This window comes from Mesorhizobium sp. WSM4808, from assembly GCF_055811675.1.
In genome coordinates, this window is the sequence record NZ_JBVVQX010000002.1 from 100,201 (window position 1) to 113,041 (window position 12,841).

The 12,841-nt window shown below is 63.5% G+C and carries 13 protein-coding genes; 4 read left to right on the top strand and 9 right to left on the bottom strand.

Annotated features, from left to right (window positions below; translation table 11 throughout):
* The first annotated feature begins 44 nt into the window (after positions 1-44).
* The 3 genes from AC0L2U_RS03225 to rsmA are packed head-to-tail and all read left to right on the top strand — an operon-like array spanning position 45 to position 2,854.
* Positions 45-974: a peptidylprolyl isomerase gene (locus tag AC0L2U_RS03225; RefSeq protein ID WP_127268604.1), complete on the top strand. Its 930-nt coding sequence runs from the start codon at positions 45-47 to the stop codon at positions 972-974.
* A gap of 1 nt (position 975) precedes the next feature.
* On the top strand, positions 976-2,004 hold the full coding sequence (pdxA, locus tag AC0L2U_RS03230) for a 4-hydroxythreonine-4-phosphate dehydrogenase PdxA (RefSeq protein ID WP_127398483.1): 1,029 nt from the start codon (positions 976-978) through the stop codon (positions 2,002-2,004).
* Positions 2,005-2,014: 10 nt separating this feature from the next.
* On the top strand, positions 2,015-2,854 hold the full coding sequence (gene rsmA / locus AC0L2U_RS03235) for a 16S rRNA (adenine(1518)-N(6)/adenine(1519)-N(6))-dimethyltransferase RsmA (RefSeq protein ID WP_473601383.1): 840 nt from the start codon (positions 2,015-2,017) through the stop codon (positions 2,852-2,854).
* 137 nt (positions 2,855-2,991) lie between these two features.
* Here the strand turns inward: rsmA and gmk are convergent, their stop codons facing one another.
* From gmk to fabD, 7 genes are all read right to left on the bottom strand, one after another.
* Positions 2,992-3,648: a guanylate kinase gene (gmk, locus tag AC0L2U_RS03240; RefSeq protein WP_013532512.1), complete on the bottom strand. Its 657-nt coding sequence runs from the start codon at positions 3,646-3,648 to the stop codon at positions 2,992-2,994.
* Positions 3,649-3,651: 3 nt separating this feature from the next.
* Entirely contained in the window at positions 3,652-4,542 is an 891-nt protein-coding gene (locus tag AC0L2U_RS03245; RefSeq protein WP_013532513.1) for a YicC/YloC family endoribonuclease, read from the bottom strand.
* A 155-nt stretch (positions 4,543-4,697) separates the two neighbouring features.
* Entirely contained in the window at positions 4,698-5,948 is a 1,251-nt protein-coding gene (gene mltG / locus AC0L2U_RS03250; protein ID WP_127398565.1) for an endolytic transglycosylase MltG, read from the bottom strand.
* Positions 5,949-6,050: 102 nt separating this feature from the next.
* Positions 6,051-7,313, bottom strand: coding sequence for a beta-ketoacyl-ACP synthase II (fabF, locus tag AC0L2U_RS03255; RefSeq protein WP_127273339.1), 1,263 nt, complete (start codon positions 7,311-7,313; stop codon positions 6,051-6,053).
* 34 nt (positions 7,314-7,347) lie between these two features.
* Positions 7,348-7,584 carry an acyl carrier protein gene (locus tag AC0L2U_RS03260; RefSeq protein ID WP_006203723.1) on the bottom strand — a complete coding sequence of 79 codons (237 nt, stop codon included), beginning with the start codon at positions 7,582-7,584 and terminating at the stop codon, positions 7,348-7,350.
* 210 nt (positions 7,585-7,794) lie between these two features.
* Positions 7,795-8,532: a 3-oxoacyl-[acyl-carrier-protein] reductase gene (fabG, locus tag AC0L2U_RS03265; RefSeq protein ID WP_127271122.1), complete on the bottom strand. Its 738-nt coding sequence runs from the start codon at positions 8,530-8,532 to the stop codon at positions 7,795-7,797.
* Positions 8,533-8,589: 57 nt separating this feature from the next.
* Positions 8,590-9,531, bottom strand: coding sequence for an ACP S-malonyltransferase (gene fabD / locus AC0L2U_RS03270; protein ID WP_128363606.1), 942 nt, complete (start codon positions 9,529-9,531; stop codon positions 8,590-8,592).
* Positions 9,532-9,783: 252 nt separating this feature from the next.
* Here fabD and AC0L2U_RS03275 point away from each other — a divergent pair, with 252 nt between their 5' ends.
* Positions 9,784-11,742 carry an LTA synthase family protein gene (locus tag AC0L2U_RS03275; RefSeq protein ID WP_473601384.1) on the top strand — a complete coding sequence of 653 codons (1,959 nt, stop codon included), beginning with the start codon at positions 9,784-9,786 and terminating at the stop codon, positions 11,740-11,742.
* A 41-nt stretch (positions 11,743-11,783) separates the two neighbouring features.
* Here the strand turns inward: AC0L2U_RS03275 and AC0L2U_RS03280 are convergent, their stop codons facing one another.
* Together AC0L2U_RS03280 and AC0L2U_RS03285 are read right to left on the bottom strand one after the other, a co-directional pair.
* Positions 11,784-11,954 carry a hypothetical protein gene (locus AC0L2U_RS03280; RefSeq protein ID WP_292633639.1) on the bottom strand — a complete coding sequence of 57 codons (171 nt, stop codon included), beginning with the start codon at positions 11,952-11,954 and terminating at the stop codon, positions 11,784-11,786.
* A gap of 219 nt (positions 11,955-12,173) precedes the next feature.
* Entirely contained in the window at positions 12,174-12,839 is a 666-nt protein-coding gene (locus AC0L2U_RS03285; protein ID WP_473601385.1) for a hypothetical protein, read from the bottom strand.
* Positions 12,840-12,841 lie beyond the last annotated feature (2 nt).

The window sequence follows — 12,841 nt, forward strand, 5'->3', positions numbered from 1 at the left end:
AAGATGAAATTGGGCGGGACCGGGATAGAATTGGGATACCAACGATGAGGAAATACCTCTTTTCAGCAGGTTTCGCGTTGCTCGTGGCGGCGACGTCCGTGTCGATCACTGCAATGACGCCGCCGGCTTTCGCCAGCGAGATCAAATACGTCGTCAACAACATTCCGGTCACCACCGGCGACATAGCCCATCGCGCCGCCTTCCTGAAGCTGCAGCGCAAGAAGGGCGATGCCGGCCAGGAAATGATCGACCAGACGCTGCGTATGGCCGAGGCCAAGCGGCTTGGCATCCGCATCAGCGACGCACAAGTCGAGGCGGCGTATCAGCGCTTTGCCTCGAGCAACAAGATGCAGCTCAGCCAGCTTGACGGCGTCATGGAGAAGTCAGGCGTCACCAAGAGCCACTTCAAGGAATTCATCCGCGCCCAGATGGCCTGGAACCAGGCTTTGAGCGCGCGCTACCGTTCTGGCGACGGCACCGGTGCCGTCAGCGAGCAGGATCTCGTGAGAAAGATGCTCGAAAAAGGCGGCGCCAAACCGAGCGCCACCGAATACATGCTGCAGCAGGTCATCTTCGTGGTTCCGGCGGCTGAACGCAGCGCCACGCTGGGCAAACGCAAGCGCGAGGCCGACGCCATGCGCACCCGCTTCAACGGCTGCAACACGACGCGCGAATTCGCCAAGGGCCTGATCGACGTCACCGTTCGGGATCTGGGCCGGGTGCTGGCGCCGCAGCTGCCGCCGGACTGGGCCGAGCAGATCAAGGCGACCAAAGTCGGCGGTGCCACCGCCACGCGCGAAACCGAACGCGGCGTCGAATTCATCGGCATCTGCTCGTCGCGCGAAGTGTCCGACGACAAGGTCGCCCAGATGGCGTTTCAGGCCGAAGGCTCCGGCGGCGACAAGGATGCCGACGCGCTCAGCAAGAAATATGTCGACGAGCTAAAGGCAAAAGCCCGCATCGTCAAGCGCTGACGTGAGCAACGCAGTGACTGCGCTCGCGTTGAGCGCCGGCGATCCGTCCGGCATTGGGCCGGAGATCGCCATCGCCGCCTTTATGGCGCGCGAAGCTGCCGCCCTGCCCCCCTTCTACCTGCTCGCCGATCCGGCGCTGATCGCCTCCCGGGCGCGCCTGCTCGGCATTTCGCTGCCGGTCGTCGAAACGACATCAGCGCAAGCGGCGCAGGTCTTTGCCCGCGCCTTGCCGATCGTTCCACTGACTGCCCGCTGCATCGACAGCCCCGGCCGGCCGGATCCGGCCAATGCGGCTGCCACCATCGAGGCCATCGACCGCGCCGTCGCCGATTGCCTTGCCGGCGAAGCCTCGGCCGTGGTCACCTGCCCCATCGCCAAGAAGCCGCTCTACGACGCCGGCTTTCGCTTCCCCGGCCACACCGAGTATCTGGCGCATCTGGCGGCCCGGCACAGCGGCGTCGAGGCGATGCCGGTAATGATGCTGGCAGGACCCGACCTGCGCACCGTTCCCGTCACCATCCACATCGCGCTGGCCGAGGTGCCGAAGGCACTGACCACCGAGCTGATCGTCGCCACCGCGCTCATCACCGCCGCCGACCTTACCGGCCGCTTCGGCATCGCCAAGCCACGGCTGGCGATTGCCGGGCTCAACCCGCATGCCGGCGAAGGCGGCGCCATGGGCCTCGAGGACGAGCGGATCGTGCGCCCGGCGGTCGACATCCTGCGTGCCGATGGCATCGACGCTTTCGGCCCTTTGCCGGCCGACACGTTGTTCCATGTCCGGGCGCGGGCGGGCTACGACGCGGCCCTTTGCATGTATCACGACCAGGCGCTGATCCCGGCCAAGGCGCTGGCTTTCGACGAGGCGGTCAATGTCACGCTCGGCCTGCCCTTCATCCGCACCTCGCCCGACCACGGCACGGCCTTCGACATCGCCGGCAAGGGTGTGGCGCGGCCCGACAGCCTGATAGCGGCGCTGAAGCTTGCCCGGCGGCTGGCCGACACGAACACGAAGGCGGTTGCGGTATGAGATCTCGGGCATGAGCATCGACGGGCTGCCGCCGCTGCGCGAGGTGATCGAGCGTCATGGGCTGCAGGCAAAGAAGGCGCTCGGCCAGAATTTCCTGCTCGACCTCAATCTCACCGGCAAGATCGCGCGCACCGCCGGCGACTTGTCCGATGCAACCGTGATCGAGGTCGGTCCCGGTCCCGGCGGGCTGACCCGCGCCCTGCTTTCCAACGGCGCGCGTCACGTCATCGCCATCGAGCGTGACGAACGTTGCCTGGCTGCTCTTGCCGAAGTGTCCGACCACTATCCCGGCCGGCTGGAGGTTGTTTCCGGCGATGCGCTGAAGACGGATTTCACAGGCCTTGCCAGTCGAGCGGCCGGCAATGGCGGCCCGGTCAAGATCGTGGCCAACCTGCCCTACAATATCGGCACGGAGCTGCTGGTGCGCTGGTTGGCGGTCAGCGACTGGCCGCCTTTCTACACCTCGATGACTTTGATGTTCCAGCGCGAGGTGGCCGAGCGCATCGTCGCGCCTGCCGGCAGCGACAGCTATGGCCGGCTGGGGGTTCTTGCCGGCTGGCGGACGGAGGCGAGGATCGCCTTCGACGTACCGCCACACGCATTCACGCCGCCGCCAAAGGTCACCTCCTCGGTGGTGCATCTGGTGCCGCGCCCGACGCCCCTGCCCGCCGAGGTGAAGAAACTCGGCCGCGTCACAGAAGCCGCTTTCGGCCAACGTCGCAAGATGCTGCGGCAGAGCGTGAAAAGCCTCGGCGGCGAGGCCCTGCTCGAACGCGCCGGCATCGATCCGACACGCCGCGCCGAGACGCTCAGCGTCGAGGAATTCGTGCGGCTGACCAATGCCGTGTAGCTCTCTTCTCCCCGTTTACGGGGAGAAGATGCCGGCAGGCAGATGAGGGGGCAGCACGAACCTTGAAATGCCAGCACCGCCCCTCATCCGGCCCTTCGGGCCACCTTCTCCCCGTGAACGGGGCGAAGGAAGAGGTCTCAGCCCGTCTTCTCGTCCAACAGTCCAGAGACGAAATCGAACAGGCCTGGCCGGCGGTCGCGTCTTAGCCGCTCGGCGACGACGATGCCGCGCACTTCGGCGAAGGCGCGGTCAAGGTCATCATTGACGATGACGAAATCATATTCCTTCCAGTGCTCGATCTCGTTGCGGGCGTTTTTCAGCCGCGTCTCGATCACCGCCTCCTGGTCTTCAGCGCGACGTTTCAGCCGCGCCTTCAACTCCTTCATCGATGGCGGCAGGATGAAGATCGAGACAATGTCGGCGCGCATCTTCTCCTTGAGCTGCTGGGCGCCTTGCCAGTCGATGTCGAACAGCATGTCGCGCCCCTCGGACAGCGCCAGTTCGGCCGGTTCGCGCGGCGTCGCATAGCAATTGCCATGCACCTCGGCCCACTCCAGCAGCGCGTCGGAATCACGAAGCCGCTCGAATTCGCGCATCGTCCGAAAATGATAGTGGACGCCTTCGATCTCGCTTCCACGGCGCGGCCTGGTGGTGACCGAGACCGACAGTTCGAGGCTGGAATCGCTTTCCAGAAGATTGCGCGCGATCGTCGACTTGCCGGCGCCGGACGGCGACGACAGGACGAGCATCAGGCCCCGGCGGCGTATGCGGGACCCCAAATCCTTGGCAACCATCGGCTACTCCAGATTCTGGATCTGTTCACGAAACTGGTCGACCACCGCCTTCAGGTCCAGGCCGATCGCGGTGATGGCTGCGGCATTCGATTTGGAACACAGCGTATTCGATTCGCGGTTAAATTCCTGTGCCAGAAAATCGAGCTTGCGACCGACCGCGCCGCCGCCCACCAGCAGTGCCCGGCCGGATGCGACATGCGTTTTCAGCCGGTCGATCTCTTCGCGAATATCGGCCTTGGTGGCCAGGAACGCCGCCTCCATATGCAGTCGGGTGGCATCCAGATTGGCGGAAGCGTCCATCAGCAGCCTGACCTGCTCGGCGATGCGTTCGCGGATCACCGCGGTCTCGCGGGATGGATCCACTTCTGCCCGCAGCGTCAGCGCCTCGATCGTGTCGATATGACCCGACAACAGCAAAGCCAGCGCGGCTCCTTCGCCCTGCCGTGCCTGTTCGAGCCCGTTCAAGGCCACTTCGAGCGCGGCCATGATCGCGGCATCGAGCGCGGCCCTCGCCTCCTCGGTTTCGACGGTTTCAGGAATGTCGAGCACGCCGCGCAGCGAAAGCAATCCATCCGACGTCGCCGCAGCAACGCCGAATTGCTCCTGCAGCCGTTTGGCGAGCCCAGCAAGGTCCTTCAGGAAGGCTTCGTTGACGACCGGCTGCGCCTGCGCGCCAACGGCACGGCCGATGGTCAGCGTCGCCTGGAAATTGCCGCGTGCAAAACGTTTCTGAAGTATTTGCCGGACAGCAGGTTCCAACCGCTCGAAGCCTTGCGGCAGCCGCAGCCGTACCTCGACGCTCTTGCCGTTTACGGACTTGACCTCCCAGGCGATCGAGGTGCCTTCGTGCTCGGCGACGGCACGTGCAAAACCGGTCATGCTCTGCAAATTCATATCGCCCACACGTCCCTTGCACATCGCCCTGAACCGGCTTTCCGGACAGAGCGAGTGCGGCTTGAAAAAGACTGCGCCGCAGGCGCGTCGAAACCGGACGCGCGGCGCTCTTCCAAATGTCAGGGCGTTGCCTGCCGGGCAACGCCTTTCTTCATTTACTGGGCAGCGCCCGCGTCACCGCCGCTGTCGTCGGCACCGTCAGCCGGCCCACTGCCAGCGGGTTCGACGGCATTGCTGTCGCCGGTGCCAGTCGTCTTGGCGGCTTTGGCGGCATCATCGGCCTGCTTCTTCAGCAACGCGCGATAGCGGGCGACGTTCTCGTTGTGCTCGTCCAGCGTCGCGGCAAAGACGTGCCCGCCGGTGCCGTCGGCAACGAAATAGAGGTCGGCGGTCTTCGACGGATTGGCCACCGCCTCCAGCGCTGCACGACCCGGATTGGCGATCGGCGTCGGCGGCAAGCCATTGATCACATAGGTGTTGTAGGGCGTCTGTTTCTGGATGTCCGACTGGTAGATCGGCCGATCCGCCGGCTTTCCCTTGCCGCCGAACAGCCCGTAGATGATGGTCGGATCGGATTGCAGGCGCATGCCCTTGGCAAGCCGGTTCAGGAAGACGGCGGCAACTCGCGAACGCTCGTCACCCTTGCCCGTCTCCTTCTCGACGATCGAGGCCAGCGTGACGAACTCCTCGACGTTGGCCAGCGGCAGGTCAGGCGCGCGCCGCTGCCAGACATCGTCGACCAGCTTCTTCTGATCCGCCAGCAGCTTGTCGACCATCTGCTGGCGTGTCGCTCCGCGCGTGAAGCGCAGCGTGTCGGTGGCGAGGCTGCCCTCCGGCGGCGTGGTTGCCGGCATGTCGCCGCTCAAGGCATTCTCCTCGGCGATGCGCTGCAATGCCTGGTCGACCGTCAGTCCTTCAGGAATGGTCAGCGAATACATCACCGACTTGCCGCTCTTCAGAAGCTCCATGATATCGCGCATGGATGCCCTGGGCTTGATCTCGTACTCGCCGGCTTTCAGCGCGGAATCATTGCCGAAGGCCCGCACGCCAAGGCGGAATACCCGGGCGTCGCTGATCAACCCGCGGCGTTCGAGCTGGTCGGCGATATCCTGGACGCCGGTGCTCGGCTTGACCAGGAAGGTGTCGCCATTGGCCGAAGGTCCGGGTTCGGTGAATTCCTGCTTGCCGAAATAGACCGCGACGCCGGCCGCCAGAACCACCAGCATCACCGAGGAGATGACGAAGTTCATGAACACGACGACCTGGCTGCGTGACGCCCGCGAGCGCTTCGGCGGCGGCGTGCCAGCCTCCGGCCGCAACGCTTCGCTGGCCGTTTTCGGCACGATCGGGCCGGATGTCGGCGGCCGTTGCCCGAATTCTCCGTTGCCTGCCGGATTTGTGTTCATTTCGCCCTACCGTTTGATCGCCCAACGAATCCCCAGCGGCAGAGTAGGGGCGAATATGGCAAAATTGACGGCACGCCGAAGCGCCGCCCGGCAGCCGGACGATCAGCCATTGTAGCGCTGGAAGACCAGCGACGCGTTGGTCCCGCCAAAGCCGAAGGAATTGGACAGCGCAACGTCGATCTGGCGGGCACGCGGCTTGTTCGGCACCAGGTCGATCGCGGTTTCGCGTTCCGGGTTGTCGAGGTTGATGGTCGGCGGCGCGACATTGTCCCTGATGGCAAGGATCGAGAAGATCGCTTCGGCGGCACCCGCCGCCCCAAGCAGATGGCCGATCGACGACTTGGTCGATGACATCGAAATCTTCGATGCGGCATTGCCGACAAGCCGCTCGACCGCGCCGAGCTCGATCGTGTCGGCCATGGTCGAGGTGCCGTGCGCGTTGATGTAGTCGACATCGGCCGGCGTCAACTTGGCCCGGTTCAGTGCCGCCGTCATGCAACGGAAGGCGCCATCGCCATCCTCGGCGGGCGCGGTGATGTGATGCGCGTCGCCGGTGAGACCGTAACCCGTCACCTCGGCATAGATCTTGGCGCCGCGCGCCCTGGCATGTTCGAGCTCCTCGAGCACGACAACGCCGGCGCCCTCGCCCATAACGAAGCCGTCGCGGTCGCGATCATAGGGTCGCGACGCCGTTTGCGGCGAATCATTGCGTTCCGTCGACAGTGCCCGGCATGCGGCAAAGCCGGCGATCGACAGCCGCGTCACCGGCGCTTCGGCGCCACCGGCGACCATCACGTCGGCATCGCCCCACATGATCAACCGGGCAGCATCGCCAATGGCGTGCGCGCCGGTCGAACAGGCCGTGACGACGGCATGGTTCGGGCCTTTCAGTCCGTGCCGGATCGAAACCTGCCCGGAGACGAGATTGATGATCTGGCCCGGGATGAAGAAAGGGCTGATGCGGCGCGGGCCGCGCTCCTTGAGGATCATCGCGTTCTCGGCGATGCCCTCGATGCCGCCGATGCCGGAGCCGATCAGGACGCCGGTGGCACACCGCTCTTCATGCGTCTTGGGTTCCCAGCCGGAATCCTTCAGCGCCTCGTCGGCGGCGGCAATCCCGTAAAGGATGAAGTCGCCGATCTTGCGCAGTTCCTTGGGCTCGAGCACGGCCTCGGGATTGAAGGTGGCATTGCTGCCGTCACCACGCGGAATGACGTGGGCGATCTTGCAGGCAAGATCCTCCACCTCGAACTCAGTGATGCGCTTGGCAGCGCTGCGGCCGGTCAGAAGTTCCTTCCAGCTGTGCTCGAAGCCCATGCCGAACGGCGACAGCAACCCAAGGCCCGTGACGACGACACGCCTCATCGCAGGTCCTCCCCGGTGATGACTGCGGAAAGCGTCAGGCCGAAGCCTTGTCGATGTACTTCACGGCATCGCCAACGGTCAGGATGGTCTCAGCCGCATCGTCGGGAATCTCGACGCCGAATTCTTCTTCGAACGCCATGACAAGTTCGACCGTGTCGAGGCTGTCGGCGCCCAGATCATCGATGAAGCTCGCCTGCTCCGTCACTTTGTCGGCATCGACGCCAAGGTGCTCGATGACGATCTTCTTGACGCGCTCTGCGGTGTCACTCATTTGGGCATCCTCGTCTTTTGTTTGTCTGTCTTCGTTAGCGGGCAGAATGCCGCTAATCAAGCTGAAAGATGGTCCTGCCGGAAACGCAACGACTACGGACCGGTTTTTGCCCGAACCGCCGGGTTGCGGGCCGCATTACACGAAAAATAGCTGAGGTCCAAGCCGAAATGGTCTCTTTTCACAACCCGCCGGCGTTGCTGCCGAACCTCGTCAAATCATAGCCATGCCGCCATTTACGTGGATGGTCTGGCCAGTGACGTAGGCGGCTTCGTTGGAGGCGAGATAAGCGACGGCGGACGCGACTTCAACGCTGGTGCCCATGCGCCGCGTCGGGATCGCCGCCATGATCGCCTCTTTCTGCTTGTCGTTGAGCTTGTCGGTCATCGCCGATTCGATGAAGCCCGGGGCGACGCAGTTGACGGTGATGTTGCGGGTGGCGATCTCCTGTGCCAGCGATTTGGAGAAGCCGATCATGCCGGCCTTTGAGGCGCAGTAATTGGTCTGGCCGGGATTGCCGGTGATGCCGACCACCGAGGTGATGTTGATGATGCGGCCATGGCGGCGGCGCATCATCGGGTGGGTGAGTTCGCGGGTCAGCCTGAACACGGCGGTCAGGTTGACCTCGAGCACGCTGTCCCAGTCGGCATCCGACATGCGCACGAACAGGCCGTCCTTGGTGATGCCGGCGTTGTTGACCAGGATGTCGACGCCTTCGAGATCGGCTTCGGCTTTCTGGCCGAGCGCCTTGACCTCCTCACGGTTGGACAAATTGGCCGGGAACAGCTTGACCCGGTCGCCAAGCTCGCTAGCCAGCGCTTCCAGTTTCTCGACGCGGGTGCCATGCAGGCCGACGATCGCGCCCTGCGCATGCAACATCCTGGCGATCGCCTCGCCGATGCCGCCGGATGCGCCGGTGACGAGCGCCTTGCGGCCAGTCAATTCGAACATTTTTGTCTCCTGATTGAGAAGAGAACACCCTTTACAGGGATGGGATCAAATGACGCTTTATGCAAGCGCCGCCATGGCCGCCTCGACGTCAGCCGCGGTGCCGACCGACGCGGTGGCGACATCGCGGTTGATGCGCCGCGCCAATCCTGAAAGCACCTTGCCGGCGCCGATCTCGTAAAGCGTGGTGACGCCGTTTGCGCCGAACCATTCCACCGTCTCGCGCCAACGCACGCGGCCGGTTATCTGTTCGACCAGGCGGCGGGCGATCTCGTCTGGATCGCTGGTCGGGCTGACCGTGACATTGGAGAGCACGGGAACCACCGGCGCGTTCTTTGCCACGCCGGCCAGGGCTTCGCGCATGACGTTCGCGGCCGGCGCCATCAGCGCGGAATGGAAGGGCGCGGACACCTGCAGCATCAGCGCGCGTTTGGCGCCTTTCTCGGTGCACAGTTTCGCGGCCAGTTCGACCGCGGCCTTGGCGCCGGAGATGACCAGTTGGCCACCGCCATTGTCGTTGGCGATCTGGCAGACAGAGCCTTTGGCGGCTTCCGCGCAAGCGGCTTCGACATCGGCCTGTTCCAATCCGATGATCGCCGCCATGGCGCCCTCGCCGGCCGGCACCGCCGCCTGCATGGCATTGCCGCGTATGCGCAGCAACCGGGCGGCATCGGCAACCGAAACGAAGCCGGCAGCGGCCAACGCCGAATATTCGCCCAGCGAATGACCGGCGACATAGGCGATCTTGCCTTTCAGCGAGAAGCCGCGCGATTCCAGCGCCCGGATCGCGGCCAGCGACACCGCCATCAGCGCCGGCTGCGCGTTGGCGGTCAGCGTCAACGTCTCTTCCGGCCCTTCCCAGATCAGCTTCGACAGATTTTCGCCGAGCGCATCGTCGACTTCCTGGAAGACCCTGCGCGCTTCGGGGAAGGCGTCGGCGAGATCCTTGCCCATGCCGACCGCCTGGCTGCCTTGTCCGGGAAAGGTGAATGCAACGGCCATGCGAGGGCTCCCAAGGGCTGGTTTTGCTTGCCTGAAGACGGGTTTTTCTTGCCTGTGACGCATGGCGGGGCGCCAAGTCAAGCCCGGTTCGACCCTGCCCGAGGGCAGCCTCGTCCGCCGAGTGCCTGTTGCGAAAGGGTTTTTGGCGATCACTCCTGATGAAAACCGCTCACGATTCGTTTGCTGGCTCTTCTTATTTCCGTTACAGGCGCTAGCTTTGCGTGACAATTCCATGACAATCGAGTGACGTGCTTGTCGCTGGGTGGGGAAGTTAAAGTGGCAAAGAGTTACAAACGCACCGGCAAGGCCGCGCCACAGTTCCTGGAAGACGACCCTTCCACCGGCTATCTGCCGGGCAGGAGATGGCCGGTCGTGCGCTATGGGCTGATCAGCCTGGCGATTGCCGCTATCCTGGTGTTTGCCATCGAACTGATCGTGCGCGGCGACTTTGCCGGAACCATCTCCTTCTTCCTTCAGCCGTTCAAGCCGGGCTGGACCACCATCGTCGTGTTTGCGCTGCTCCTGATCGGCTTCGATGCGGTGCTCGGCCGCAGCCACCAGAGCCTGATGATCGTCGCGCCGCTGACCTTGTCGCTTGCTTTCGTCGGTCACCAGAAGTCGCACTATCTCGGCGATCCGCTCTATCCGACCGATTTCCTCTATGCCCGCCAGATCTTCGCGCTGCTGCCGCTTTTGGTACGCGAACGGCCGATGACCGCGCTTGCCATGGTCGTCGGCATCGTCGCCGGCCTGTCGCTGCTCGTCTACGGCTGGCGGTTATGGCGCCGCAAGGTTCCCGCACTCAGCCGCAAGGGGCGCCTTGCGCGGCTGACGCTGGCAGTGCCGCTGCTCGCCTTCTTCGTTTCGATCATGGACTACGCCACCTTCTCCTGGACCAGGGATCGGCTGCAGATCATCCCGATCATGTGGGACCAGAAGGAAAACTATGCCTCCAACGGCTTTGCGCTGGCCTTTGCCCTCAACGTGCCGATGGCGCATGTCTCGGCGCCGCCGGGCTATTCCGACAAGGCGATCGCAGCGATAGCCAGGCCTGATGTGACCGCCTCGGTGCCGGCCGAGAAGCCGGACATCATCATCGTCATGAGCGAATCCTTCTGGGATCCGACCAAGTTGCCTGGCGTCACCATCACGCCAGATCCAATCCCCAATGTGCGGGCGCTGCGCTCGGGCTCGATGTTCTCGCCGGAGTTCGGCGGCATGACCGCCAATATCGAGTTCGAGGCGCTGACCGGCTTCTCCAACGCGTTCCTGCCGGCAGGCAGCATCCCCTATCAGCAATATGTGCGCACGCCGACCCCTTCGCTCGCGACCTTCCTGAAGAGCCAGGGTTACCGGGCGAGCGCCATCCATCCCGGCACCAACTGGTTCTGGAACCGTGGCGCGGTCTATGCCGATTTCGGCTTCAACGATTTCAAGTCGGAAGAGACGCTGCCGCCAATGCAAAAGCGCGGGCCACTGGCATCGGATGCGGCGATGACCGACGAGATCATCAGCGAGGCCGACGCCAGCGACGAGCCGGTGTTCTTCTTTGCGGTCAGCCTGCAAAACCACGGTCCCTACGAGCCGAACCGCTATTACAATCCCACGCATAGGGTGCAGGCGCCGATCAGCCAGTGGGCGCGCGAATCGCTACTCAGCTACGCCGAGGGCTCAGCCGATGCCGATCGCGGCCTCGAACGCCTCGTCGAATGGGCCAAGAAACGCTCCCGCCCCACCGTAATCGCCTTCTTCGGCGACCATCTGCCGCCGCTGGGGCCGGTCTATGTCGAAACCGGCTTCCTCAAGGATAATGTCGCGCCGCGCAAGGAAGCGTCGCCCGAGGCTGCTCTCGAGCATCACGAGACGCCGCTGGTCATCTGGTCGAACCGCACCGGGCCGGCTGAGCAGATGGGTGCCGTCAGCCCAGCCTTCCTGCCCTATCATATCCTGAAAACGGCCGGGATCAGCCATCCATACTACACCGGCTTCCTGGGCGAGATGAGCGAACGCTACCGTGTCGTCGACCGCAATCTTCTGCTGACGCCGGCTGGCGAAGCCACGCCCGATTGGGCGCGGCAGAAGGAGATCGATCCGGCGATCCGCGATTTCCGCCTGCTTCAGTATGATATGATGTTCGGCAAACGCCACGCGGCGCCCGACTTCTTCCCCGAAACGGTCGACAAGGACAAAGTTGTCGCCCATACGAGTTGAGCCCAACGATCCCTCAGGCTCGTCTGTGTCGGATCGCGCGTTCAGTTCGTCAATTGCAGCTTCGAGAACTTGTTGGCGATCTGCTGGAAAACGTCCGGCAATTTGGTCGGATCGTTGACTGCATAATAGCCGCTCGGATCAGAAGCGCAGGCGCTGTAAAGCGCGCGGTTGGCTGCGGTGTCGGATTGCAGCACCATGGTGTAGATTTGCACGCCCTCGTTCTTCAATTGCGTGCAAACGTTTTTGGTCCAGCCGTCGACATTGCGCGCAGCGGTCGTCTGGTTATCCGATCCGAAACGGCCGCCGGCCAGATAACCATACGATGTGTAGTCAGATTTCGGCCCCTGACCGACGATTTCGACAAGCTGCGCAAGGCTGCCAGTCAGATGACCGAGTGGAACGGTTCGGGCACCAACGTCTCCGAGGGCCTGTCATGGGGTATGCGGGTGCTGTCGCCCGCCGCGCCCTACACCGATGGGGCGCCGTGGAAGACGCCCGGTATCAGCAAGATCGTGCTGTTGCTCACCGACGGCGAGAACGTCGTCTATGGCGCCAGCCAACAGCCGACGGACCACCGGGGTCGGACACGCACGGTTCGGGCCGATAGTGATGGGAGAGCCGATCTCGGTGATGAATTCCTTGGCGGGCGCAACATATTTGGCAATCTTTTCCCTGGCAGCCCTGTCATCGGGCGACAGAAGTTCGATGAGATTGCCGAGCAGGTTGCTGAGATCGATGCCCAGGATGTTGATGCCCGACTGGGCAAGCCTGGTTTTGTCGCTGACATCGTTGAGATAGGAGTTGTTGTAGTATTTATCCGAATTGCCATAGGAGCCAGACGGCTTTTGGGCGTCTTCGGGATCATCCGGCGCAAAGTACGGCACGAACAGCGTGTCGGGCTTGGCCGTGTCGGGTGGCGTGTCGGAGATATTGTAAGCGCCTGGCCGTGCCTCGACACAACCCTTCCATCCGGTGCCATTCCATCCGGCATCGGTCCATCCGGTCTTCTTGAGCTGTTTGAAAAGCGCCATGTGGTTCGGCCGCTTGCCGTCGATGACGGGAAAATTGACGCCGTTGGTTGAGGACTTGCCGTCCATGT